Consider the following 24420-nt stretch of genomic DNA (forward strand, 5'->3'; position numbering starts at 1 on the left):
AACTTACGGGACCGGTCCCCGCGGCCGATCCGGGCCCGTCGATCCACACGTTCGGCCGGGTCGTCGGCACATCGGCCCCACCGGGCCGTTAACCTGTCCGGATGGCGGTCACCCTGGCGGATGTTGCCCGGCTCGCCGGGGTCTCCCCGGCGACCGTCTCCCGCGTCATCAACGACAGCGCGAAACGCGTCAACGAGGATCTCCGCGAGCGGGTGCTGGCGGCCGTCGCGCAGTTGCACTACGTACCGAACGCGCATGCGCAGAACGTGGCCCGGCCGCGTAAGTCGGCGGTCGGCGTGATCGTGCACGACGTCTCCGACCCGTATTTCGCGGAGATCACCCGCGGGCTGCAGCGCCAGGCCGGGGCGCACGACCGGCTGCTGGTGATCTGCAACAGCTACCGGGAGCCGGAACGCGAGCTGGCGTATGTCGGGCTGCTGCGGGCCCAGCAGGTGCACGCGCTGATCCTGGCCGGTTCCGGCTACCACGACGACGCCTTCACCGAGCGGCTGAACGCCGAGCTGGACGCGTACCAGCAGGCGGGCGGCCGGGTCGCGGTGATCGGCCGGCACCGCCTGGTCGGCAGCGCGGTCCTGCCGGCGAACGAGGACGGCGCCCGCGCGCTGGGCCTGCGCCTGCTGGAGCTGGGGCACCGCCGGATCGGTGTCATCGCCGGGCCCCGGTACCTGACCACCACGACCGACCGGCTCACCGGTTTCCGCCGCGCCTTCGACGAGGCCGGGGTGGAGCTGCCGCCGTCCCGCCTCGTCTACTGCGACTTCACTCGCGACGGCGGCGCCGCGGCCACCGGGGCGCTGCTGGACGCCGAGCCGGGCCTGACCGCCCTGATCACGCTGAACGACTCGATGGCCGTCGGCGCCCTGGTCACGCTGCGCGAACGCGGGGTGCGGGTGCCGGAGGACATCTCGGTGACCGGGTTCGACGACATGCCGATCGCGCGGGACGTCACCCCGGCCCTGACCACGGTGCGCCTGCCGCTGGTCGAGATGGGCGAGCGGGCGATGGCCCTGGCGCTCGGCGACGGCGCCGGCCCGTACAGCGAGCGTGCCGAGGCGACGCTGGTGTGGCGGTCCAGCCTCGCCGCGCCGGGCTCGGCCTGACCCGGCTCAGCCGGCGACGTGGGTGCGCTCGCCGTCCGGCGTGAGCACCGCGATGATCTCGGCCGCCCCGCCGCGCGCTCCGAGACTGTGCGGGGTCATGGTGGAGAAGGACGCCGCCTCGCCGGCCTCGACGATGACGAGACGGTCGCCGAGCACCAGCTCGACGGTCCCGGACAGCACGGTGAACCAGTCCCGTCCCGGATGCACCCGCAGGTCCTCGGGCCGCCGTGACGCCGGCCTGGTCACCCGCACGCGGGCGACGGTCAGCCCGGCGTGCTCGTGGTCGCCGGTCAGCATCCAGGTGGTGATGCCCCGCTCCGGATGATGATGCGGTTTGATCACCACGTCGTCGTTCTCGGTCTCGACGAGCTGGTCGAGGCTGGCGCCGAGGGCCCGCGCGATGCTGGTGAGCTGGTCGAGCCCGATCCGCCGGTGGCCGGTCTCGATCCGGCTCAGTGTGGAGGGGCTCAGGTAGCAGCGGGCCGCCAGCTCGTCGAGCGACCAGCCCTTGGCGATCCGCAACCCCCGGATCCGGGCCCGGACGAGGGCGTCCACCTCAGCGTCTTGCGTCATACGCAAGATTGTATGCGCCAGCCGCAATCCGGTTCTACAGTCGTCCTCATGCCCCACGAAAACCACCACCACGGCCAGGCCCACGGTCACGCGCACGGCAACGGTCACGATCTGACCGAGATGCTCGACCTGGACGCCGAGGTCGCCGCCACCCCTCTCGCCGACTTCACCGCACGGATCGCCGAGCTGGCCGGGCCGCCCGGCGTCCGCCGCGTCGCCGATCTCGGCAGCGGCACCGGCACCGGCGCGTTCGCGCTGCTCCGCCGCTTCCCCGAGGCGGTCGTCACCACCATCGACACCGACGACGCGATGCTGCGGCATCTCGCCGAGAGCGCCGCACGGCACGGCCTCGCCGACCGGATCCGCCCGCTGCACGCCGACGCCGACACCGGCTGGCCGGAGACCGGCGAGGCCGACCTGGTCTGGGCGTCGTCGTCGATGCACCACATGGGCGACCCGGACCGGGTGCTCGCCGACATCCGCGCCACCCTGCGCCCGGGCGGCCTGCTCGCGATGATCGAGATGGAGTCGATGCCGCGGTTCCTGCCCGACGACATCGGCATCGGGACCCCCGGCATGGAGGCGCGCTGCCACGCGGTCGCCGACGCGGCCCGGGCCGAGCACCTGCCGCACATCGGCGCCGATTGGCCGGCCCGCCTGCATGCCGCCGGATACACCGTCTTGGAGTCCCGGGAGCTGGTCGTCGACCTGGCACCGCCGCTGCCCGCCCCGGCCGTCCGGTACGCGGTGGCCACCCTGCGACGGTTCCGCGCGGGCGTCGCCGAGCGGCTCTCCGCCGAGGACCGGGAGACGCTCGACACCCTGCTCGCCGACGACGGCCGCGTCCTGCGGCACCATCCCGGCCTGTCGGTGCACAGCACCCGCTCGGCCTGGATCTCGACCCCGAGCTAGCCACTCGGCCAGGCGGGGCCGGCCCGCACCGGGTCAGGCGGTCGCGGTCTCGGCCGCCCGCTCCTCGACGATCGCCTTGATCCGGTCCGCCTGGACCCGGCTCTTGATCCCGGTCACGGCCTGCACCTTGTAGCGGCTCAGCCGGCCGGTGGCGCGCAGATGCTCGAACAGCTCGGCGCCGTGAATCTCCAGCAGCTCGTCGTCGCTGGCCGGCCGTGCGCTCTGCGGCCGCGGCAGCAGTTCCGCCCACGGCTGGGAGCTGCCCGGCGCGGTCATCCCGCTCAGTGCCAGGGCGTAGTCGCCGATGAACCGGCGGATCGTCGCGCCGTCCAGCCGGGGGGCACTGGGTGCGAGCAACTCGGCCAGCTCCTCCGGGTCCAGCGGCTGGCCCTCGCCGAGCTCCTCCTCCAGCGCGGCCCGCAGGTCGAGGAGCGCGTTGTTCCAGGCCTCCGAGCCGGCCGGGGCGAGCGCCGGGGCGGGCAGGAACTCCCGCCACGGGTAGGTCGACTCGACGTGCTCCCCGTCCAGCTCCCGCACGTACTCGTTGATGAACGTGCGGACCACGCCCTCGCCCAGCTCCGGCACCCGGGGCGCGAGCTTGCGGGCCAGTTCGTTGATCCGCAGGTAGTTCATCCCCGAAAGGTCCTCGGCGCTGATCTCGTCGGCGACCATTTTGCTGAGCCGGTCGACGGCGAGCCGCCACCAGGGCGATCCGGCGATGCTCACGGCCGGGCGGGCGCCGGTGGGTGTGGACGCCCAGGACGGCTGCGGGGCGGGCGCCGGGGAGACCGGCACGGGAGCGGACGGAACAGCAACGGCCGGGACGGGACCGGCGGCCGGCGTCACGTCCGGGTCGGCCGGAACACGCTGAGCCGGAACACGCTGAGCCGGAACCAGCGGGGCCGCCGGGTCCTCCGGGGCCGCCGGGTCCTCCGGGGCCGCCGGGTCCTCCGGGGCCGCGACCGGATCGCCGTCCGGGACGGCGGCACCCTCCCCGGCCGGAGCGGAGCCGTTCTCGACCGGCTGAACGAACCGGACCGGCGCGACGAACTGGACGGTCTGCGGCACCGCGGCGGCCGGGACGGAGGCCGGCTCCAGCGCATCGGGCCCGGCCTGCGGCACGGCGACGGGACCGGGCCCCGCCGAGACCACCGGACCCGGCGCGACCGGAACCACCGAACCCGGTGCGACCGCAGCGACCAGACCCGGCGCGGCCGAGACGACCGGAGCGGGCGTGACCGGAGCGGGCGTGACTGGAGCGGGCGTGACCGGAGCGGGCGTGACCGGAGCGGCCTGCCCGGACGCGGCTGAAACCACCGGTTCGGACACCGCCGAAACGACCGGACGGGCCTCGGCGGGGGTGAGTCCCACGGTGGGCACCGGGATCCGCACCGCCCCCGGCACCAGCAGGTCCATCACCCGCTGGATCCGGGCGAGCTGCTCGATGACCTCCTCGACGACCGGCTCCCCCGCGGTCCGGGCGTCCTTGAGCAGGCGGGACCGCCACCACGACTTCGGGAACCGGCCGGTGCTCACCCGGTGGTAGTTGACGACCATCCGGCGCACCTGTCGTTCGGCGGCCATCCGTACCAGATCGGGGTCGTCGTCGGGGATGAGCCAGCCCCACCGCTCGGCGAGGCGCCGCGGGCTGTAGGCGAAACGGCCGCGCCGCACCCGCTGCCCGGCGGCGGTGAGCGCCGCCCACCACATCAGGAAGATCACGCAGGGTACGGCCAGGCGCAGCAGTTTCTCGGTGCCCGTGACGGCGTTGCTGGCCACGATGACACCGGAGAGCCCGGCGATCAGCGCCGCGATGTAGAGCATCGCCCCGGGGTGACCGGGCGTGACGATGGTGCCGTCGCTCGCGTGGACGGAGGTGCGCCGGTACTGCTCGGCGGCGAGCGAGGTGGCCGTGAGGAAGCAGATCTCGAAGACCGCGAACACCAGCACCGCGAAGATCGGCGGAAGTTTGAGCTGGTCGATCGCGATGACCCACATGCCCTCGGCGTTGAGCAGCAGCGCCAGGTTCATGCTGATCGCCAGCGCGAGCGGGCGCAGCGGCTTGCCGGTCCGTCTGGCCCAGATCGCGAAGCTGATCAGCAGGATCACCCCGAGCAGACCGGCGCCCAGCAGGACGACGGCGGCATAATCTCGCCAGAAGTCCGCGATCAGGTCGTTCAACTGCTTCACGGGGTGACGCCTCCCTGAGCCGATTCCGGCGAAATCCGCCGGCAGGCTTTCTACCATGCTCGTGTTTCGCTCGCGATGAGCCGCGACCGGGCGAGTGGCGGGGAACGCTATCCCGGCTCGTGGGCGCCGACCGGCACGGACGGGGTCCACGACGTGTAGTCGCCACGGCAGTACAGCAGCGCCTCCCGCCGCAGCACGGCGCCGCCGTCCACGCTCGCGAAGATCACCGCGTGGTCGGCGGCCTCCACCACCCGTGTGACCCGGCACTCCATGTAGCTGAGCGCCACCTCGGTGAGCACCGGCGCTCCCCCGGCGATCACCGACGGTTCCCAGGCGACCCCGGCGAACTTGTCGTCCCGTTTGCCGGCGAACAGGCGGGAGGCGTCCGCGCCGTCCGGGGCGAGGACGTTGACCACGAAGGCGCCCGAGGTCAGGATGGCCGGCAGCGTCTGTGAGCGGTGGTCGGCACAGATCAGCAGCTGCGGTGGGGCGGCGGAAACGGCACAGACCGCGTTGCAGGTGAACCCGCGGGGCACACCGTCACCGCCGAGCGCCGTGATGATCGCGACCGGTGTCGGGAACGACCCGAAGAGCTCGCGGAACAGCTGCGCGGTCACAGCAGTTCGCGTTCCAGCTCGCGGAGCGCGTGGTAGCTCTCGTCGATCGCCCGCTGGTCCGGGTGCACCAGGAAGACGACGCCGGGCGCGGAGTTGAGGTCGACGGTGGGACGGGTCATGCGGCCCTCCGGGATGCGGAACCGGACGCTCTCGAAGGCGGGCAGCTCGCGCAGCATCTTCTCCAGCTCCACAGCGGGCAGCGGCACGGCGCGGTGGGCGATGAGGTTCACACAGCGGGCGCGGGCCCGTCGCTCGTACCGGGCCGGGAGGCCGCGCAGCCGGGCGCCGTCGTGCAGGTGGCAGTCCAGGGTGAGGCCGACCTGGTTGGCGCCGGTGCACCGGTCCAGGGCCGGCGGGTTGGCCAGCCCGGACAGGCGGGCGCCGGTCTCCAGCAGGCGAGGGCCGTCGGCGGTGAGGATCAGCTCGGTGTGCGCCGGGCCGTTGGCGATGCCGAGACCGTCCAGGACGGCGGCGACGTAGGGCAGGATCCCGGCCAGCCGTGGGTCGCCGGAGTCGAGCAGGTCCTCGTGGTCGTACGCGAGCCGGTTGCCCGCCCGCTCCACCTTGTTGCTGATCCAGGCGTCGGTGAACCAGTGCCGCCCGTCCCGGCTGACCGTGTTGACCACGTACTCGTCACCGGCCAGGTGCTCCTGGATCATCACCGTCTCGTTGGCCCGCAGCATGAGGTTGGTCTTGTTCATCGCGGCCCGGAAGGCGGCCGCGATCTCCTCGTCGGTGTCGCAGGTGTAGACGTCCTCCGACCCGGCGCTGTCCACCGGTTTGACGACGACCCGGCGCAGCCCGTGCCGCCGTCGCCATGCAAGCAGTTCACCGAGCCCGGCGGCCCGGTGCTGACGGGCGGTCGGCACCCCGGCGGCCGCCAGCACCTCGGCCATCACGTATTTGTCGCGCCGGGCGAGGGACCCGGCCGGATCGTTGCCGCGCAGGCCGAGCCGGGCGGCTATCTCGTCGGCGACCTCGACACCGAACTCGCTGGCGGCGATGACGGCGGCCGGCCGGTGTGCCCGCAGCCGCTGGAGCACCTCGTCGGCGGCCCCGGGGTGGACCAGGTCCTCCGCGAACACTTCGCTCGGAAGGCTGGCCGCGAAGGTGGCAGGCAGGTTCGGACGGGAGTGGACGTGCACGATCCGGTGGGTGCCGGCGGCGGCCCGGGCCAGCATGGCGCCGGTGGACAGCGCGTCGACGAGCACGAGCGTCCCGGTCATGCCGTGGCTCCCGCACCCGGGCGCGGCCCGGTCCACTCCGCCTCGATCCGGCGCAGACACTCGTCCCGGCTCGCCGGCCGCCCGATCACCGACCAGCCGGCCGGAACCGCCCGGTCCGGCCACCAGATGGAGTGGCGGCCCTGGCCGTCGACCACCACGACGTGATCCGTCTCCTGCATCTGTCGCCTCCGGGTCAGACCAGCACGGAGCCGTTGGCGGTCCGGTGCACCCGGCTGCCGCGGCTGTCCAGGTGCACGAAGATGCGGTGCAGCCAGCGGTCCCGGCCGTCGTAGCGGGGTGTGAAGAGGGTGCGCCCGTGCACCACCAGCCGGTTGTCGACGAGGACCAGTTCGCCCGGTTCGAGGACGAGCAGCGTCGCGGACTCCGTCATCACGGTGCGGAGCCGTTCGAGGGCCGCCTTGCCGTCCTCGTCGAGCGCCGTGGTGGTGTTGAAGTCGACGCGCAGGTTGGGGTCCTCGGGGTCGCCGCCGAGCACCGGATGCGGTTCGGTCATGCCGCCGGCCCGGAACGAGGGTGGCGGGTCGGTGAGGAACCGCGGGCTGAGCAGCACCTGTACATCGGCCGGGTCGAGCAGCGGCAGGACCCGCCGGATCGACGAGACGAGGGTGCCGGCTACGCCGTCGTGGTCGCCGCGCAGGCACATGAGGCCGACGTAGTGGGGCCGGTTCGGGTGGAAGGCGTTCTCGGTGTGGAACTCCAGCGGCACCGATCCGCCGTTGCTCTGCGACTCGGCGAGCTCCGGCACCGGAACCACGTTCTGCAACAGCGCGCCGAACTTCTCGTCCCGGTAGGCGATGATCTCGCCCAGTTGCTGCCCGATCAGCATGGTGGCGGCGGACGGCACGGCGGCGATGCGCTCGACCGAGTCCCGTACGGCCGGCGTCTCCGGCAACTCGTTCTCGTGGACCGGAAGGTTCGCCAGGATGAGCGTGCCGTCGGGGCCCGGGTCGTGCCGGTACTGGCGGATGGTCTCCCGGAGCCGGACCGGCAGGCCGCAGCTGAGCCGCCGGATCTCGGTGAGCCACTGCGGGTCGTCGAGCCGGCCCGGCTGATGGCGGGCCGCCCGTCCGGCGAGCGCCCGCAGTTCGTCACGTTCGAGATCGGTGAGCACGAAGCGCATGTCGCTTCCGGTTTCCGGGCGGGACGGAGCGGAGATGGTCACGGTGAGTCCTCTCATCGAGACGGTGCGGCCGCGGCCATTGCGCGGGTGTCGACCTTGCCGTTGGCGGTCAGCGGGATCCGGTCGACCGCGACCACGCTGGCCGGGATCATGTAGGCGGGCAGGAGACCGGCCAGGTGTTCGACGAGTTCGGCGGCGTTGAACTCGTCGCCCTGCGCCGGAACGACGAAGGCGGCCAGGGTTTGCCGGTTCAGCGGGCCGGTGGCGATGACGACGGCCTCGGCGACCTTCGGGTGGCGCAGCAGGGTGGCCTGGATCTCGCCGAGTTCCACCCGGTACCCGCGGATCTTGACCTGATGGTCGACGCGGCCCAGGAACTCCAGTGCCCCGTCCGGGCGCCAGCGGCCGCGGTCGCCGGTCCGGTAGAGCCGGGAGCCGGGAGCGCCGTACGGGTCGGGCAGGAACCGCTCCGCCGTGAGCGCGGGCCGGCCGAGATAGCCGCGGGCCACGCCCACGCCGCCGATGTAGATCTCCCCCGGGACTCCCACCGGCACCGGCTCCAGGCGGTCGGTGAGCACGTACATCGTCGTGTTCGGGATCGGCGGCCCGAGTGGGATCAGGTCGGTTGCGGGCGGCTCGAGGATCGGCTCGCCGGAGTTGCCGATGCTGATCTCGGTCGGGCCGTACTCGGTGGCGACGACCGTGCCGCCGGGGCCGGCCTGTTTGATCCAGCGGGTGGCGAGTTCGTTGGTGAAGGCGTCGCCGGCCGCGATGACGATGCCGGCCAGGCCGTGGATCTCCTCGTCGGTGAGGTCGAGGCTGAGCAGGTCCAGGTGACCGGGGGTGAGCTTGATGAAGCTGTACGGCCCGGACTCGGCGAGCATCTCACCCAGGTCGCCCGTGGGCAGCGGGTCCGGTAGCAGGTGCACGGCCTGCCCGGTGATGAGCGGGGTGTAGAGGCTGGGCATGCCGAGATCGAACGAGATGGACGAGAAGAACGGTGATCCGCCGGTGCCGCGGGCCGCGTACGCCTCCGCCGTCCACATCAGGTAGTTGACCAGGCCGCCGTGCTCCACCATCACGCCCTTGGGCGTACCCGTCGATCCGGAGGTGTAGATGACGTAGGCGAGGGACGCCGGGCCGACCGGCACCCCGGGCGGGCCGGCCGGCTGCGCGCCGATCCGCGCCCGGTCGGCGTCGAGCAGCAGGTGTGCACCGGCGTAGCCGGGGCCGAGGGCGGCGGCGTTCGCGGTGTCGGTGACGACCAGGCGGCATCCGGAGGCGTCGGCCATGCCGCGGAGCCGGCCGGACGGGAGTGCGGGATCGAGCGGCAGGTAGCCGGCGCCGGACTTCCAGACGCCCAGCAACGCCGGGAGCAGGTCGGCGCCGCGCCGCAGGGCGACACCGACCATGGTCTCCGGGCCGGCACCCATCGTGATCAGCTGCCGTGCGATGCGGTTGGAGTGTTCGTCGAGTTCCCGGTAGGTCAGCCGGGCCCCGTCCGAGCGGACGGCCACCGCGTCCGGGGTCCGGGCGGCCTGCCGCTGGATGAGGTCGACCACGGTGACCGGGCCGCGGTCGGCGGAGGGCCCGGTGCTCCAGTCCCGGAGGACGGCGCGGCGCTGGTCGGCCGGCAGGCACGCGGCCCGTGCGTCGCCGTTCGGACCGTTCGCCATGGCCCGGAGCACCTCGGTGTACATACCGGCCAGGCCGGTGAGCGCGGCGCCGGTGAGGGCCTCGCCCGGCGACCGGAGCAGCAGGCCGTCGTCGCGGACCTGCACGTACAGTCCGTATCCGGGGTGAACGGTGTCGTCGGCGTCGGTGAGGACGACCCGCCCGGGCTCGGTGGGCGGGCCGGCGGCCGGGTCCGCCGCGACGGTGTGCCCGGATACCCGCCGTACCAGGTCGCCCCAGGTGGCGGCGGTCCCGACCGGTACGCGGCGGCGGACACCGCCGAGGTCGGTCTCGGCGTGGCAGCCGGGCTCCTCGGCGAGCATGCTGAGCACCTTGACGTGCGCGGCGAGGAGCACGACGGCGCGGTGTGTGCCGGCGCCGCCGGCCAGCGCGTCGAGCGGGCCGGTGAGTGCGTCGAGCGGCACCCGGGCCACGGACGGCACCCCGGCGGCGGCCCGCCAGGCCGTGGGCAAGGTGAAGGGCAGGCTGCCGTCGCCGTTCCAGCCGTTGATGACCGTTCCCCCGTCAGTTCAGTCGCCGAGTCACGTCAGGGACGTGAGGCGAACACGTTGTAGACACTGGTGCCCTGGTACTCGCCGGGCTGCTCGACCACGGTCCGCATGCCGTGCTCGGTGAACAGCTTGGTGACCAGGGCCAGTTCCCCGGCGTCGTCCTCGACCTCGACGGCCGCCGCGCCGATGCGCGGCCAGAACGCCGCGCCGATTCCCTCCAGCACCCGGACCTCGAAGCCCTCGACGTCGATCTTCAAGAAGTCGATGCGGTCGACGCCGAGTTCGGCGGCCATGTCGTCGAGCCGCTCCACCCGGCAGGGAACCTCCTGCCGGCCCTCGAAGCGGTCGACGATCAGTTCGTCCGCCTCCTCCAGCAGCGCGTCGCGGCGCTCGTCGTCCAGCGTCGACGCGACGTTCTCGATGTACGACCGGACCAGCGCCCGGTCCACCTCGGGATCGGCGTCGAAGCCCGACATCATCGAGTACTGCGGGTAGAACGTCAGCTCGCGGGTCTGCCGGGCATCGCCGAGCGCCATGTTCAGCGGCCGTACGCCGGCCAGGCCCTCGACGTTGCGGCTGAGCACGTCGAAGGTCCGCGGCACCGGTTCGAAGGAGAAGATCCGCGCCCCGGGGAACCGCTGGGCGGCGAACAGGGTGAACATGCCGATGTTGGCGCCGACGTCGAAGACGACCGGGTCGTCGGGGAGCTGGAAGCCACCCGGCGGCGTGTACACCTGGTCCTCGAAGATCTCCTTGTAGAGATAGTCGGTCTCGTTGCGGTTCAGGCCGTGCACGGTGAGGCCGCCGGCGAAGGTTCTGCGCTCGGTCACCGGGACAGCTCCTTACCCATGATCTCGGCGAGCCGGTCGTCGGCCAGCAGGGGCAGCGGGTTCGCGAGCCCATAGTCGAACCAGTGATTCTCCGTGGTGGCCGACAGCGTGGCCCAGCCATCGGTGTCCCGGTCGGCGCCGTCGTGGACGACGACGGCGCGCCCGCCGTACGCGCCCGGCCGGTGGCCGCTGGTCGCGGCGGTCACGGCGGCTGCCGTGCGGGCCGCCGCCGGTAGATCGGCGGGGGTGACGTCGGCGCTGAACCATCCGGCGGCCCGCACGCGGGCGTGCACCTCGCCGAGGTCCTCCTCCCCGGTCAGCCCGAAGCGGCGGGCCAGCCCGTCGAGGAACGCGCCGAGCGCCTGCTCCTCGGTGACCGGCTCGGCCGGTCGCGGCGGGAGGACCAGCACCAGCGGGCCGACCGGCAGCGACCTCGCGGCACGCAGGCGGGCCACCTCCAGGGCGATCACGGCGCCGTCACCGAACCCGATCAGGCCGGGCCCGTCACCGGTCAGCGCGCCGGCGTAGCGGTCGGCGACCTCGCCGACCGGCCCGGCGGACCAGGAGGCGATCGTGCGGCCCGGCGCCCAGCGGGCCACCGCCTGCCGTTCGGCCTCGCGGAAGGTGACCGAGTGGATCACGTGAAGGGACGCGGCCGAGTCATCGGAATCGGTCATCGGCGCTGTGGCGTCGCCGCGCAGGACCGCGGGGACGGCCGGAGCACGGGCCGGCTCACGCAGGCCGCCACCGACGGTCAGGTGTTCCGCGAGACGGGCCGGGGTGGGGTTACGGAAGACAGCCGAGCTCCGGAAGTCGATCCCGCGCCGGCGTGCCCCCATCACCGCCTCGACGACCTTCAGAGAATCGCCACCGAGGGCGAAGAAGTTGTCGTGCGGCCCGACGGTAGTGCCGAACAGATTCCCCCAGACATCGCGCAGTTCTCGTTCGATCGCCTCACAGGACAAGACGCTGGCGTTGATCACATCCGGAACACTAGACGGACCATTCCGCGCTTCACCATGATTCTCGAATGATGAGAATCTATGCCGCTTCACCTGCGACTTTCACCGGAGAGCGCTCACCGCGCAATTCAGCGGTAACTTCCGAGTCGGAGAGCCGACACCGAAAACGGGTGTGAGAAACGACATACAACGGCCAATATGGAGTGCCAATTTTTGACATCGAGCAAAGTGGACTCTTCCGTTTCCCTGCGATATCGTCCCGTCAGTTTGTTCACCGGGGACCCATCCTGCGGCCGGCCGTTTCCGCTCGCACGTCTTCGCGCCCCGTCCCTCTTTCGAAGGAGTCACCGCGATGTCCGCTGTGCAGCAGACTGACCTGTCCCGCCTCCGGCGGCACACGCTGGAGCAACTACGTGACCGGATGTCCGGCACCGGGCACTGGGCCGAGGTCGAGAGGTGCGCCCCCCGGCTTCACGCCGCCCTGAGCGAGCTCGGCCCGGTCCGCGACCGCGTCGTCATGGTGGCGTACGGCGGCGGCAAGGACAGCGCCTACACGACCGCGTTCGTGCGGGCCATGCAGCTGCGGCTCTTCGCCGAGTTCGGGGAGACGTTCCGGCTGCGGGTGGTCACCATGCGGCACGCCGGCATGCCGCGCCCGGTCATGGACAACATCGACCGCACCTACGCCGCGCTGAACCTCTACCCGGACCCGGACTGCGAGATGCTCCTGGTCGACGGCGACGACATCGCCGAGTTCGACGTGGACCTGCCGCAGCGGCCGCACGTCATCGCGCGCAACCGGCTCGACGTCCTGGTCACCGGGCACCGCACGCTGGGCGACGGCCGGCCGACCTTCTGCAACGCGTGCAACCTCAGCGCGGCGCACGCCTTCGGTCTGGGCGCATCGCACGACGGCGGCGTGGACATCATCATCACCGGCGACTCGCCCACCGAACAGCGCACCTACCTGCTGTGGATCCACCGGCTCGCCGATCGGATGGCGGTCGCGCCGTCCAAGGAGGAGCGCAAGGGCTTCGGCGGCACGCTGCGGACCATCGACAACATCGGCCGGGCGTACTTCACCGACATCTTCGGTGACGCGCCCGAACTGCTCCAGGAGCGGCGGGTCCACCACGACACCCCGGCCCAGCTGCGGTTCTTCTCGATCTACGACGACACGGCGTACGACTCGGGCGACCACTGGGAGCTGCTGACCGGCTTCCTCGGCTTCCAGTTCGACGATGTGGCGTTCAGCTTCTCCGAGTCCGACTGCGGCAACCCGGCCCTGATGGCGCACATCCGAGGGCTGAAGTGCGAGCGGGTCTACGGCCGGGAATACGCCGACGGCATCGCCGAGTACGTCACCTTCGGTACCCAGCTCATGCAGAAGAAGGAGTTCCCGCCGAACCTGATCGAGATGATCAGCGCCCGCTACCGGGGGCCCGGCGCCGTGGAGCGGATGCGGGCCGCCATGGACGCGTACGCCGCCGACATCTTCGGCCTCACCGAGGAACACCTCGTCTGCCTGGTGAGCTCGCCGTTCACCGACGGTGCCGCCGGGCTGCCCGCCTACGTCAAGGCGGAGCAGCCGGGCCTGCTGCCGCACACCGAGCGGCTCGTCGCGCTCTGCACCACGGCCACCGAGCCGTCCGCGGAGGACGCCGCCCTCGTCACCGAGCTGGAGCGATTCAGCGGTCTGCCGCTGGCCCAGGTGCGCCGGCTGGCGGGACACACCGGCCGGTCCCGGACCGGTATGGGACAGTCCGGCGTCGTGGATCTCATCCTCAACGGGGATCCGCACAAGTTGACGATCACGACCCGGCACTCCGCCGGCGGACCCGAGGTCAGCGAGCTGATCTCCGGAAGGTAAGCAGGATTTGGACATCTTCGACGCGGCGGCCATCTCCGCCGCCGGCATCGCGGCCGGCATGATCAACGCGGTGGTGGGGTCGGGCACGCTGATCACCTTCCCCACCCTGCTGGCGCTCGGATACCCGCCGGTGGCGGCCAACGTCGCCAACACGCTCGGCCTGGTGCCGGGCACGGTCAGCGCGGCGTATGGCTACCGGAGGGAACTGAGCGGCCAGCGTGCCCGGCTGCTGCGGCTGGGCACCGCGTCCCTGATCGGCGGTCTGGCCGGGGCCCTGCTCCTGCTGGTCCTGCCGGACGAGGCGTTCGGCGCCATCGTTCCGGTGCTGATCGTGCTGGCGTGTGTGCTGGTGCTGGTGCAGCCCCGGGTCAGCCGCCTGGTGCGTGAGCGCTCCAGCGGCACGGTCGTCGACGGCGGCCTGGCGTTGTGGTCGGGCGTGCTGGTCACCGGCGTCTACGGCGGTTACTTCGGCGCCGCCCAGGGTGTGCTGCTGCTCGCGCTGTTCGGCATCTTCCTGCACGACGGTCTGCAACAGCTGAACGCGGCGAAGAACGTGCTCGCCTCGATCGTGAACGGGGTCGCCGCGATCGTGTTCATCGCGGTCTCCGACGTGGAGTGGGCCGTCGTCGCCATGATCGCGGTCGGCTCCACCGTCGGTGGCCTGCTCGGCGCCCGGGCCGGTCGCGCCCTGCCGCAGCCGGTCCTCCGTGGCGTGATCGTCGTGGTCGGCCTGGTCGCCGCCGTGCTGATGATCGTCCGCTGAGAGTCATCGGGCCGCCCGCGTGCTGACGCGGGCGGCGCACTCGCGTCAGCGGACGGGTTCGGCGGCGAAGTCGAACTCCGCGATGATCCGGTCGATGTCCGCGGCCACCTGTTTCTCGTCCTCGTGCAGCAGGATCCAGCGGCCGCTGTGCAGGGCGTCGTAGCTGCCGCCGGCCTCCAGCACGCTGCCCACCGGCGGCAGCAGCTCACGCCAGATCGTCGGCACCACGCCCCGCAGCGGCGTCGCCCGCACCACCGTCACCGGCACGTCGGCGGGTTTCGGCACGACCAGCCAGCCGCCGCTCGGATCGCCCGTCTTCTCCGGCAGCCGGAAGGTCCGGTCACCGGAGAGTGCCCGCAGCCACGCCTCGTACAGGTTGGCGCCGAACAGGCGGTTGATCAGGTGTGGCACCTCGCTGCCGCCGACCCGGCCGCCCACCTCGAGGAAGACCAGTTCGTCGCCGGGCGTGCGGAACAGCTCCAGGTGGAACGGCACGGCGCGCAGCCCGAGCGCCGCCACGCACTGCCGGGTGAACTCCTCGACCCGCTCACGCAACGGGGACCGCTGCATGACGACCGAGCCGAGTGGCTGTCCCGCGCCGAAGCCGAGGCAGTCGTTCACATAGCTGGACACCACCTGCAATTCCACTCCGGAGGACTCGTTCGCGAAGCCGTCGGAGTGCAGGATGGCGCCGGTGATGAACTCCTCGATCTCGTACCGGTCCAGGTCCACCTCGGCGAGCAGCGCCCGGAGGGCCGTCTCGTCCGGCACGCGGTGCACGCCGATACTGGCCGCGCCGTCGACCGGCTTGAGGATCACCGGGTATCCCACCGTGGCGGCGAACGTGACGCTCTGCTCCACGCCGGCGCAGGCGGCGAAGCGGGGAACCCGGACACCGGCGGCGGCGAGGACCTCCTTCATCCGGACCTTGTCCCGGTAGACGGCCACCTCCTCCGGCCGCGGACCGGGGATGCCCAGGTCCTCCCGGACCCGGGCGGCGATCTCCAGGGTGAACTCGGAGAGCGCGATGAGGTGGTCCACCGGCCCGACCCTGGCCGCCACCTCGGACACCGCGGTACGCAACGCCTGGAAGTCGTTGACGTCCGCCACCCGGACCATCGCTGCGATCCGCGACGGGTCGGCCAGCACACCCTCCACGCCCGGCCCGTCCACGACGTAACTGACGTGGTTGTTCTCGTGGTCGATGAAGTCCTCGTACCGGGTCAGCTCGTTGTCCCAGCGCGGCCCGTCAGCGAATCGGGGCCAGCGGTTGACCACAACAATGTGCACAGGTCTCACACCTCTACTTTCGGGAGATATTCATCGAGGGGACACCGGCGAGCACCTGCCGGAAACTGCGCAGCGTCATCGGCAGCAGCACCGCGCCTGCCAGGCACAGCAGCACCGCCAGCCCGGCGACCAGCCGCTGCGGGCCCACCGTCGCGCCGGCGCCGGCCACCAGCAGGCCACCGATCGGGTAGGAAAGCAGGTTGAGCAGGTAGAACGGCCCCATCACCTTTCCCAGGTGCTCCGCCGGGATGACCTTGATGCGCTGTGTCCGGTTGAACACGTTGTAGTAGGCGCACCCCGTCATGGCGGTCACGAAGGCGGTGCCATAGACCAGGAATGAGGACGCGCCACCGGCGGCCAGCAGCGCACAGCACAGCAGGACGAACCCGAAGACGCCGAGCGCGTTGACGTCGAACCGGTTCAGCAGCCACGGGATCAGCAACAGGTTGACCAGGCCGACCACGCCGACGAACGTGTTGAGCAGCCCGTAACTCGACTCCGACGCGTGGAACACGCCGGTGACCAGCGCCGCGTTGGCCGCCAGCACAGTGGCGAAGACCAGGTTGATGGCGAAGTTCAGAGTCGCCAGCAGCACCACCGGCCGGTTACGGGCCAGCAGCGCCCAGCCCAGAGCCAGCTCGCCCAGGACGCGCCGCTCACCGGCAGCCGCCGCCGGCTCCGGCCGCACCCGCGGCATCGGCCGCCAGCAGAGCGCCGCCAGCAGGAAGATCGCGGCGGCCGAGCCCAGCAACCACACCTTGCCGAGGAGCGCGACCGCAGCGACCGCGATGGCCGGGCCGAGCGCCAGGGCGAGCAGCTCCATGTTCTGCACCAGGGACTGCACCGCGGCGATCCGGCTGCCGGCGGCGATCTGCGGCACGACCTTCTCGATCGACATGCGGACCGGTGCCACCAGCACCGACAGCACGGCGCCGTTGGCGATGAGCGCGGGCGTGCTCCACGACGGCCGGGTCAGGCAGATCAGCACCACCACCGCGACCGTGACCCCACGCAGAACGTTGACCCGGGAGAACAGCCGCGCGCCCCCGTCCCGGTCGGCAAGCAGACCGGCGAACGGGTACGCGATCAGTCCGGGCAACCACTCCAGCGCGAACGCTAAGCCCAGCGTGGAGACGTCGCCACTGTCCTGGAAGATCAGCAGGGGTACGGCGAACAGCACGACCTGCTCGGCGATGAGCCCGAGCAGCACCCCGGCCGCGAAAAGCGCCCGGATGCCGCCGGAGCCCGCCGCTCTCTGGACCGGCCGGGTCACCGTGCGGCGTTCCCGTTCCCGGCACGTTCCCGCTCGCGGATCAGCGGGGCCACCCGGGTGTAGAAGATCCGCATCTCGTCGCGGGTCGGCCAGCCGGAGAAGATGAACTCGCTGACCCCGGCGGCCTTGTACTCGTACAGGTACGCCGCGACCTCGTCATAGCTGCCGACCACACAGAGCGCGGGCCCGCCCCGGTAGGCGACCGCGCCGGAGTAGAGGTACGGCGACAGCCAGTCGTCCTTCGCGCCCTCGGCGAGCCGGAACGAGTTGCGCACCGCCTGCGAGTCGGAGGCGGCCACGAACGACGTGACCCAGGCGCGGTGGTCCTCGTCCGGGTCGCGCATCATCGCGGCCATCTCGGTCACCGCCTGCTCCCGGCTCTCCCGGGCCAACACGTGCATCCGGATCCCGGCGCGACAGCCCTTGGCCAGCACCGGCGCCGTCGCGGCCGCGATCCCCTCGGGGGTGTCGCCGTACCGCAGCCAGCAGTCGCCGTACCGCACGGCGGTGTCCTGGGCCACCCCGGAGGCGCCGCTGATGTAGATCGTGGGGCGGCCGCCACCCTTGTAACCGAGCCCGAGTTGCGCCTCCTCGATCCGGTAGTGGGCGCCGTGGTGGGTGAGCGGCTTCTCGCCGTTCCAGAACCGGTGCAGCACGTCGAGGAACTCGTTGGATCGCGCATACCGCTCGTCGTGGGCGAGGAAGTCGCCGTAGTACGCCTGTTCCCGCGGCGAGATACCGGCCACCAGGTTCAGCGCGATACGCCCGTCGGACATCCAGGAGATGGTGTTCACGATCTGCGTGAACAGGGTCGGCGGGATGAGGCCCGGCCGGTAGGCGAGGATGAATTTCACTCGCTTCGTCGCCCGCACCAGCGCCCCGATCATCGGAAGCGGATCGGGCATGTGATAGCTGATCCCCATCAACAGGGAATCGACGCCGAGGTCTTCCGCCTCGCGCGCGAAATCGACGATGCCGTCGAAATCCAGAACACCGGACTGGTAGGCGTCGGTAGCCTTCTGCTGGCCGCTGTCCAACGGCGAACACCAATGCAGCTTGAGCTCTTCCACGCAAGCCCCCGTTGAATTCGCGGAATCTAATGGACTGTCCACATTAAATGCTGCCGAAGCCTGTCACGCGCCGGTAATCCGAGTCAACATGCGCCCGAAACCTAGGACGGCACGATGAGATGGCCCACAGCGCCACCGAAGGGCATCGAGCAAATGCTATGCAGGGACGCAGTCGACACCCGCAGGAGAGACCCGTGGCGCCCGTGCACCCGTATCCCGACCGCTCCCCGGACGCCTGGCTCCGGCGTTTCCGCCCGGTGGCCGCGCCCCAGGCCCGGATCCTCTGCCTGCCGCACGGCGGCGGCACCGCAGCCGCCTATCGTGCCTGGCCGGACGCCGTTCCGGAGGACGTCGAGGTGGTGGTCGCACAGTACCCGGGCCGCCACGATCGGCTCACCGAGCCGGTCGTCGCCGACATGGACGAGATGGCGGCACGGCTGGCCGCGGCGGTCACCGGCCTGACCGACTGCCCGCTGATCATTTTCGGCCACAGCATGGGCGCCTCGATCGGCTACGAACTGACGCTGCGGCTACCCGTCGAGGCCCAGCCCCGGATGCTCGTCGTCTCCGGGCACCCGGCACCCCACCGGCGCACGGCGGGCCGGGCGCTGCACCGGCTCGACGACGAGGAGATGCTCACCGCGGTCGCCGAGCTCGGCGGCATGTACGAGATCATCCGCCTCGACCCCGACCTGCGGGACCTGGTGCTCGCCCCGCTGCGCGCCGACCTGGCGCTGATGGAGCGCTACCAGCCCGAGCCGTCCCGCCGCCTCGACATCCCGGTCACCGCCTGCTTCGGCGCCGCCGACCCGGCCGTCGACCGCGCCCAGGTCGCCGCCTGGGCCGAGTTGACCACAGGCCCGTTCACCCTCCGCGAGTTCCCCGGCGGCCACTTTTACCTCGACGAGCACCGTTCCACGCTGATCGACGAGATGCTCGGCCGCGCCCGGCGCTGATTCCGTCACCGGGCGGCCACCGGCCCGGGGCGATAGAAAGGGTGGCGGCGATCCTGCGGTCTAGGTGGAGGAGTCCGAAGGCGATGGTCTGGACGTGGATGGCCGTCGCGGCCGGCATCGTGGTGGTGATCCTGGTCGGTGTGGCGGCGGTGGCCGCCTGGCAGCGGCCCCGCCGGGTGCCCGCCGAGGCGGACGAACTGGTGGCCGACGTGGAGGCGGTCCGGGTGGCGGCCGTGCGAGCGGCGCGGGCCGCCGACGAGGCACGCCGCCGCGCCGAGGAGGCGGCCGGCGCTCGGGACCGGGCCGAGGACCGCTATCTGGAGGCGCGCTGGGAGTCCCGGGTGGCGACCGCGGACGAGACGCAGATGCTGGTGCAACGGGCGGCGCTGGCCGCGTACCGGCGCGGCGAGCTCACGGTGGAACAGCTCAACGGCATCTGGCAGCACGCCGGGCCGCCGGCCGATCAGGTGGACGACGACCGGGTCCGGGTGGCCCGGAACGCGTACCTGGCGGCGGTGTCGGAGACCGCGCAGGTGCGGGAGGCGGCGCACGTGGCCGCGGTCGCCGCCGAGGTCCTGGTCGAGGAGGCGCACAACGTGGAGCGGTACGCCGTCGAGGCCCGGGTACGGCACGAGGCCACGGCGGGACTGAACGGCCTGTTCGACACGGGCACCCCGGACGATTCCACGGCACCCTGATCCGGCCCGGCGAACGAACGGCGCCCGCGTGGACCGGCCGGAGGCGGCGAGAAGGCCACCGGCGAGATCCGGCACCTCGCCGAAGGAGCCGTAGGCGTACACGCCAGGATCGGGCCGGCGTACCCGGTGGTGAACACCTCGTCGGTGGGGCCGTCGCACTCGATGACGGTCGGCCGTACGAAACAGCCGACGCCGTCGTCGCACGTGCCGCCGGGGATGATCGTGCAGTTCGGCGCGGCCGCGGCGCGCTGGAGCGCCGCCGCGTGCCGGGCGCAGGCGCGGGCGTCGATGACCGCGCCACCGAAGCCGGAGCGGATCCGGGCTGCCAGCCCCTCCTGGGCCCGGACTCGGCGGCGGGCTGCAGGCTCTTGGGGAGTACCACGGGCGCGGGTCCGGGTGCACGAAACGGCCCAGCCGTGCGGCCGGGCCGTTTCGGTCGATCAGGGGTGACAGGTCACTTGTTCAGGTTGCAGGCGGACAGGCCCTCGGCGTTCAGGTTCGGCTTGGCGGCGTTGCGGCCGATCGCCGTCTCCATCCGGTTGATCGTCGCGAACCGCTTGTCCTTCAGCGGGCCGAGGATCGCGTTGTTGATGAAGTTCACGCCACCCTGGAACGCCGTGCTCTTGATCCGGGCGTCGGCCTCGTTGATCTGGGTCCGCAGCAGAGCCAGGTTCCGGTCGACCTCGGCCTTCGCCTGCGCCGGGATCGCCACGTCGATCACGACGTCCGGGCAGTCCACCTGCGCGGTGCCGTCGTTGATGCCGACGTTGCCGGTGTTGCGGCTGGCCGCGGCCTGGTTGTTGCCCGCGTTGCCGTTGCCGGCCGGAGCCTGGGTGGTCGGGGCCGCGGTCGGCTGGGCCGCCGCGCCACCGCCACCGGCGGCGTTGAGCGAGCAGGTCGACAGGCCCTCGGCGTTCAGGTTCGGCTTGGCGGCGTTGCGGCCGATCGCCGTCTCCATCCGGTTGATCGTCGCGAACCGCTTGTCCTTCAGCGGGCCGAGGATCGCGTTCTGGACGAAGTTGGCGCCGCCCTGGCCGACGGAGCTCTTGAGACGGGCGTTGGCCTCGTTGATCTGGGTCCGCAGCAGAGCCAGGTTCCGGTCGATCTCGGCCTTCGCCTGCGCCGGGATCGTGACGTCGATGACGACGTCCGGGCACACGATCGTGCCGGTGTTCCCGGCCGCGGAGGCGCCGGCCGAGACGGAGGCGGCGGGCACCTGGGCCGGCTCGGGCGAGGCGTTGCCGCCGCCGTCGGCGTTGAGCGTGCAGCCGGAGAGGCCCTCGGCGTTGAGGTCGGGCTTGGCGAGGGTACGGCCGATCGCCGTCTCCATCCGGTTGATCGTCGCGAACCGCTTGTCCTTCAGCGGGCCGAGGATCGCGTTCTGGATGAAGTCGGGGCCGCCCTGCCCCTGGGTGGTGCGAATCCGGTTGTTCGCCTCCTGGATCTGCGTGTTCAGCAGCTGCAGGTTGCGGGCGATCTCGGCCTGGGCCTGCGCCGGGACGGCGCCGAGCTTGCCGGCCACCGTCGGGCAGTTCACCGTCGGGACGGCGGTGTCGGCGGCGGCCGCGACGCCCAGCCCCACACCGACCAGGGCCACCGCGACGCCCGCCACGCCGGCCACCCGCCAGCGCCTCGCTCCGGCCGACGAGCCCCCCGCGTAGCTCCGGTAGCTCCGGTACCGCTTCATCTGCGTGCCTTCCTGTCGAACCGCTCTCTCGACCGGTCCATACGGGAACGCTCCCAAGCACGGATCACCGTTGATCGGAATAAAGCGAAACTTAAGGTTCGACGGGCTGCACTCTTAAGGCTCTTACCAGCTGAAAGTCTCCTCGGCGCCGACCTGCGTGGCCCGCGCGCGCAGCGATCCGTATGCGTCTCCGGTGAACGTGACCTCGGCCGACACCCAGCGGCGGGTGTCCCGCGCGTAGAAGGAGAACTGGCCGCCCGGCGCCCGGTTGGAGTAGAACCGCTCCTGGCCGCCGACCCGCTCGGCCCGGGCGCGCAACAGCCCGTACTTCGCGCCGGCGTAGTCGAGTTCGGCGGAGACGAAGTCGTTGTTGGCCTGTGCCCGGATCCGGGTGACCCCGGATCCGGCGCCGCGGCAGACGATGAACCTCTCCCACGGGCCGGCCGACGTGGCCCGGGCACGCAACGCCCCGTAGTCGGGGCCGTCCCGGCCGATCTCGGCGGAGACGTACCGGCCGTTGGCCGCGGACCTGATGCTGATGTTGCGCCAGCAGGGCACCTCGGCGTCGGCCGAGCCGGTCGCGGCGGCCACGTCACGCCGCATCCGTTCCAGAACCGGCGGGCCGTGCCCCGGGGCCACCGGAACCGTTGCCACGGCGGGCGCGGCGGGCGCCGGGAATGGGAGCAGAACTGCCGCCATCACCACCGCCGCCGCGCGGCGGGCACCATTATTCATGAGGACCACCCTGCCCGGAAAAGAGACGCCCGCCAGCGTAGCCCAGCACCTGTCACGATTCAGTGCGATCGGCGCGATGCGCCCCGGGAAGACCCGGCCGGGGCGGACGAGGACCCCGGCCGGGAAAGCCCGTCACAGTTTTCCGGCACCCGCTTTCGCGGTCACCACGGCCGGAACCGCGACGGTCGGCGTGACCGGTCCGGCACGCAGCGCCGGGGTCCAGCCCGCGTCCGTCCCGAGATCCGGGTCGTGCGTGGCGTTGTACTCGCCGAGCAGGCTCACCTCGCGTATCGGGCCGGTTCCGACCCTGGTCAGCGTGCCGATCTCGGTCATCGCCGTGCCGCCCCAGTCGTAGACGAAGTCCGCCGGCGCCAGGTCCGCGCTACGCAGCAGGAAGTTGTTCTCCGCGTAGATCGCCGATTGGACGCCGACACCCCACGAATACGAATAGGCCTCCTCATCGGTCAGGTAGTAGTAATTGTTGAATACGTCCACCTGACCGAAACGCACCCGCGGAACGCGCTGCCCGACATTGGCGAAACGGTTGTGGTGCACGGTCACCCGTAGTTTTCCGACATCCGCGCCGACGGTGTTGGTGGAACCGATCAGCATCGTCTTGTCGTGTTCGGCGAAGACATTCCAGGAAACGGTGACCAGATCGGACGCCCGGATCACGTCGAGCGCGCCGTCGTGCACCTGGTACGGCCGCCCGAAGTACCGCGGCTGATCGGCGTCGACGTTGTTCCCGTCGCTGAGCGTGTTGTGGTCGGCCCAGACGTGCGTCGCCCCGGTCAGGGTGATCAGGTCGTAGGCGGAGTTCCAGTTGCCGGCCGACCCGTCGGTCGGGTCCCACGCCGGGAAACAGTCCGCCGCGTCTTCCATCCGCAGGTTCCGCACGATGACGTTGTCCACGTTGGAGACGAGCAGGTTGGCGCCGACCAGCCGGGCGTTCGGCAGGCCGTAGATGGTGGTGTTGGCGCCCACCCGCAGCTGGATCCTGGCGGCCTGATTGCGCGCCGACCGGACCCGGGCCTCCTCGAGCGGCCCGCTGGGCCTGCTCGTCCGTCCCCACACGGCGGGGTCGTAGGCGGCCAGGTAGGCGTCCAGACGGTAGGCCGGATCCGCGTAGTCGGCGCAGGTCAGGGGATTGCCCGCGTCGTCGGAATTGGCGTTGATGGTGCCCTTGACCAGGATGATCCGCGGGGTCGGGTCGGTTCCCCCGGCCAGGGCCGCGGCCAGTTCGGCACGGTCGCGCACGACGAAGACGTGCGCGGCGTCGGCCGCCGCGCCACCGGTGGTGCCGGTGGTGGCGGCCGCCCACCCGTCGCCGGCGGGCAGGGTCTGCCGCGCCTGAGCCGGGACAGCGGCCGGAGCGGCGGAGGCGGGGATGGTGGCGACAGCGGCGGTGAGGACCACGCCGAGTGCCGCCGCGAGAGCGGTCCGCATCGGCCCGGCCCTACCCGGCCGGTTCCAGGTGCATCCAGACGAAGGCCAGCGGGCCCTCGCCGCGGCTGATCAGGTGGTGGTCCTCCTCCGGCTCGATCAGGATCGCGTCGCCGGCCTGGAACTCGTCCACCACCTCGCCCTCGATCTCGATCTCGCCCTGCCCCTGGACGATGTAGAACACCTCGGGGATCGGGTGCGTGTGCCGCCCCGGCCCGTCGTGTGTCCGGTGGTTGGGCTCCGGATAGATCCGGAACCCACCACGCTCGGTGACGTGCCCCGGCAGGACGTTGGTGAATCTCGGTCCCTGATCTCCGGTGTCGAGATCAGCGAAGGTCAACTTACGCACGGCGTTCCTCCTCTCATGATCAAAACCTGTTTCCGGTACGGGCTGAGCACCCCGCCGAACCCAACCGACCCTCCCCATGCACCGCAGTCCCCGCTGCGCGCCGGTCTCGGGCGCAAAACGCACCCAAAAGCCACACACCAGCCAGCGTGTTGGGTTCGGGCGCGGTACGCACCCAAAAGCCACACACCGGTCGGCGTGTCGACCTCGGGCGCGACGCGCACCCAAAAGCCACACACCAGCCAGCGTGTCGACTTCGGGCGCGAGACGGACCCGAAAGCCACACACCGGTCGGCGTGTCGACCTCGGGCGCGACGCGCACCCAAAAGCCACACACCAGCCAGCGTGTTGATTTCGGGCGCGAGACGGACCCGAAAGCCACACACCAGCCGACGTGTCGACCTCGGGCGCGAGACGCACCCAAAACCCACACACCAGCCAGCGTGTCGACTTCGGGCGTCGGCCTCGGCCGACAGCAGGGCGTTGATCGTCGTGGACAGCAGGTGCCGCATCAGGTCCGGCGACGCGTCC

At 71.5% G+C, this 24420-nt stretch carries 22 protein-coding genes; 6 read left to right on the forward strand and 16 right to left on the reverse strand.

The genetic code is table 11. The annotated features are described in order from the left end of the window. The first annotated feature begins 101 nt into the window (after positions 1-101). Positions 102-1121: a LacI family DNA-binding transcriptional regulator gene (locus AB0I88_RS23970; RefSeq protein WP_361028496.1), complete on the forward strand. Its 1020-nt coding sequence runs from the start codon at positions 102-104 to the stop codon at positions 1119-1121. Positions 1122-1127: 6 nt separating this feature from the next. On the opposite strand, the gene AB0I88_RS23975 is transcribed toward AB0I88_RS23970, so the two are convergent. After that, complete coding sequence (locus tag AB0I88_RS23975; protein WP_361028499.1) at positions 1128-1694, reverse strand: XRE family transcriptional regulator; 567 nt, start codon at positions 1692-1694, stop codon at positions 1128-1130. Positions 1695-1742: 48 nt separating this feature from the next. Between AB0I88_RS23975 and AB0I88_RS23980 the strand changes: the two genes are divergently transcribed. After that, a complete protein-coding gene (locus AB0I88_RS23980; protein ID WP_361028502.1) occupies positions 1743-2606 on the forward strand; it encodes a class I SAM-dependent methyltransferase in 864 nt (287 codons plus the stop codon). A 33-nt stretch (positions 2607-2639) separates the two neighbouring features. Here the strand turns inward: AB0I88_RS23980 and AB0I88_RS23985 are convergent, their stop codons facing one another. The 8 genes from AB0I88_RS23985 to AB0I88_RS24020 form a co-directional block, all read right to left on the reverse strand. Next, positions 2640-4796: an MFS transporter gene (locus tag AB0I88_RS23985; RefSeq protein WP_361028505.1), complete on the reverse strand. Its 2157-nt coding sequence runs from the start codon at positions 4794-4796 to the stop codon at positions 2640-2642. A gap of 107 nt (positions 4797-4903) precedes the next feature. Further along, positions 4904-5413: a flavin reductase family protein gene (locus tag AB0I88_RS23990; RefSeq protein ID WP_361028508.1), complete on the reverse strand. Its 510-nt coding sequence runs from the start codon at positions 5411-5413 to the stop codon at positions 4904-4906. Next, the gene (locus AB0I88_RS23995) at positions 5410-6639 is read right to left on the reverse strand and encodes an ATP-grasp domain-containing protein (protein ID WP_361028511.1); all 1230 of its coding nucleotides are present in this window, start codon (positions 6637-6639) and stop codon (positions 5410-5412) included. The genes AB0I88_RS23990 and AB0I88_RS23995 overlap by 4 nt, the downstream gene beginning before the upstream one ends. After that, positions 6636-6818: an MbtH family NRPS accessory protein gene (locus AB0I88_RS24000; RefSeq protein WP_361028514.1), complete on the reverse strand. Its 183-nt coding sequence runs from the start codon at positions 6816-6818 to the stop codon at positions 6636-6638. The genes AB0I88_RS23995 and AB0I88_RS24000 overlap by 4 nt, the downstream gene beginning before the upstream one ends. A 14-nt stretch (positions 6819-6832) precedes the next feature. Continuing rightward, positions 6833-7822 carry a TauD/TfdA family dioxygenase gene (locus AB0I88_RS24005; protein WP_361028517.1) on the reverse strand — a complete coding sequence of 330 codons (990 nt, stop codon included), beginning with the start codon at positions 7820-7822 and terminating at the stop codon, positions 6833-6835. An 11-nt stretch (positions 7823-7833) separates the two neighbouring features. Further along, entirely contained in the window at positions 7834-9927 is a 2094-nt protein-coding gene (locus tag AB0I88_RS24010) for an amino acid adenylation domain-containing protein (protein WP_361028520.1), read from the reverse strand. 74 nt (positions 9928-10001) lie between these two features. Next, a complete protein-coding gene (locus AB0I88_RS24015) occupies positions 10002-10796 on the reverse strand; it encodes an FkbM family methyltransferase (protein ID WP_361028523.1) in 795 nt (264 codons plus the stop codon). Beyond that, positions 10793-11779: a phosphopantetheine-binding protein gene (locus tag AB0I88_RS24020; protein WP_361028526.1), complete on the reverse strand. Its 987-nt coding sequence runs from the start codon at positions 11777-11779 to the stop codon at positions 10793-10795. The genes AB0I88_RS24015 and AB0I88_RS24020 overlap by 4 nt, the downstream gene beginning before the upstream one ends. Positions 11780-12110: 331 nt before the next feature. Between AB0I88_RS24020 and AB0I88_RS24025 the strand changes: the two genes are divergently transcribed. Together AB0I88_RS24025 and AB0I88_RS24030 are read left to right on the forward strand one after the other, a co-directional pair. Next, positions 12111-13628: a hypothetical protein gene (locus tag AB0I88_RS24025; protein ID WP_361028529.1), complete on the forward strand. Its 1518-nt coding sequence runs from the start codon at positions 12111-12113 to the stop codon at positions 13626-13628. A gap of 7 nt (positions 13629-13635) precedes the next feature. Continuing rightward, positions 13636-14391, forward strand: a complete 756-nt coding sequence (locus tag AB0I88_RS24030) for a sulfite exporter TauE/SafE family protein (protein ID WP_361028532.1) — start codon at positions 13636-13638, stop codon at positions 14389-14391. A gap of 45 nt (positions 14392-14436) precedes the next feature. Here the strand turns inward: AB0I88_RS24030 and AB0I88_RS24035 are convergent, their stop codons facing one another. From AB0I88_RS24035 to AB0I88_RS24045, 3 genes are read right to left on the reverse strand one after another with little or no spacing between them, the layout of a single operon-like run. Continuing rightward, positions 14437-15681: an ATP-grasp domain-containing protein gene (locus AB0I88_RS24035; protein WP_361028535.1), complete on the reverse strand. Its 1245-nt coding sequence runs from the start codon at positions 15679-15681 to the stop codon at positions 14437-14439. Between the two features lie 13 nt (positions 15682-15694). After that, a complete protein-coding gene (locus tag AB0I88_RS24040; RefSeq protein WP_361028538.1) occupies positions 15695-16954 on the reverse strand; it encodes an MFS transporter in 1260 nt (419 codons plus the stop codon). Continuing rightward, on the reverse strand, positions 16951-18024 hold the full coding sequence (locus tag AB0I88_RS24045; protein ID WP_361028541.1) for an LLM class flavin-dependent oxidoreductase: 1074 nt from the start codon (positions 18022-18024) through the stop codon (positions 16951-16953). The genes AB0I88_RS24040 and AB0I88_RS24045 overlap by 4 nt, the downstream gene beginning before the upstream one ends. Before the next feature lie 194 nt (positions 18025-18218). On the opposite strand from AB0I88_RS24045, the gene AB0I88_RS24050 reads away from it, so the two are divergent. Both AB0I88_RS24050 and AB0I88_RS24055 read left to right on the forward strand, forming a co-directional pair. After that, positions 18219-18980 (forward strand): alpha/beta fold hydrolase, encoded by a 762-nt coding sequence (locus AB0I88_RS24050; RefSeq protein WP_361028544.1) that lies wholly within the window; start codon positions 18219-18221, stop codon positions 18978-18980. 83 nt (positions 18981-19063) lie between these two features. Next, the gene (locus AB0I88_RS24055) at positions 19064-19678 is read left to right on the forward strand and encodes a hypothetical protein (RefSeq protein ID WP_361028547.1); all 615 of its coding nucleotides are present in this window, start codon (positions 19064-19066) and stop codon (positions 19676-19678) included. Positions 19679-20132: 454 nt separating this feature from the next. On the opposite strand, the gene AB0I88_RS24060 is transcribed toward AB0I88_RS24055, so the two are convergent. The 4 genes from AB0I88_RS24060 to AB0I88_RS24075 all read right to left on the reverse strand — a co-directional run bounded on the left by AB0I88_RS24060 (position 20133) and on the right by AB0I88_RS24075 (position 23892). Then, a complete protein-coding gene (locus tag AB0I88_RS24060; RefSeq protein WP_361028550.1) occupies positions 20133-21365 on the reverse strand; it encodes a hypothetical protein in 1233 nt (410 codons plus the stop codon). Positions 21366-21488: 123 nt separating this feature from the next. Beyond that, positions 21489-22100, reverse strand: a complete 612-nt coding sequence (locus tag AB0I88_RS24065; RefSeq protein ID WP_361028553.1) for a hypothetical protein — start codon at positions 22098-22100, stop codon at positions 21489-21491. A gap of 132 nt (positions 22101-22232) precedes the next feature. After that, complete coding sequence (locus tag AB0I88_RS24070) at positions 22233-23546, reverse strand: pectate lyase (RefSeq protein WP_361028556.1); 1314 nt, start codon at positions 23544-23546, stop codon at positions 22233-22235. A 10-nt stretch (positions 23547-23556) separates the two neighbouring features. Beyond that, positions 23557-23892 (reverse strand): cupin domain-containing protein, encoded by a 336-nt coding sequence (locus AB0I88_RS24075; RefSeq protein ID WP_361028559.1) that lies wholly within the window; start codon positions 23890-23892, stop codon positions 23557-23559. Between the last annotated feature and the right edge of the window lie 528 nt (positions 23893-24420).

This window comes from Actinoplanes sp. NPDC049802 (genome assembly GCF_040656595.1).
Taxonomy (GTDB): Bacteria; Actinomycetota; Actinomycetes; order Mycobacteriales; family Micromonosporaceae; genus Actinoplanes.

Coding starts and splice junctions, on each gene's coding strand:
- AB0I88_RS23970 (WP_361028496.1), top strand. CDS start 102: ATGGCGGTCACCCTGGCGGATGTTGCCCGGCTCGCCGGGGTCTCCCCG.
- AB0I88_RS23975 (WP_361028499.1), bottom strand. CDS start 1,694: ATGACGCAAGACGCTGAGGTGGACGCCCTCGTCCGGGCCCGGATCCGG.
- AB0I88_RS23980 (WP_361028502.1), top strand. CDS start 1,743: ATGCCCCACGAAAACCACCACCACGGCCAGGCCCACGGTCACGCGCAC.
- AB0I88_RS23995 (WP_361028511.1), bottom strand. CDS start 6,639: ATGACCGGGACGCTCGTGCTCGTCGACGCGCTGTCCACCGGCGCCATG.
- AB0I88_RS24000 (WP_361028514.1), bottom strand. CDS start 6,818: ATGCAGGAGACGGATCACGTCGTGGTGGTCGACGGCCAGGGCCGCCAC.
- AB0I88_RS24025 (WP_361028529.1), top strand. CDS start 12,111: ATGTCCGCTGTGCAGCAGACTGACCTGTCCCGCCTCCGGCGGCACACG.
- AB0I88_RS24055 (WP_361028547.1), top strand. CDS start 19,064: ATGGTCTGGACGTGGATGGCCGTCGCGGCCGGCATCGTGGTGGTGATC.
- AB0I88_RS24060 (WP_361028550.1), bottom strand. CDS start 21,365: ATGAAGCGGTACCGGAGCTACCGGAGCTACGCGGGGGGCTCGTCGGCC.
- AB0I88_RS24065 (WP_361028553.1), bottom strand. CDS start 22,100: ATGAATAATGGTGCCCGCCGCGCGGCGGCGGTGGTGATGGCGGCAGTT.
- AB0I88_RS24070 (WP_361028556.1), bottom strand. CDS start 23,546: ATGCGGACCGCTCTCGCGGCGGCACTCGGCGTGGTCCTCACCGCCGCT.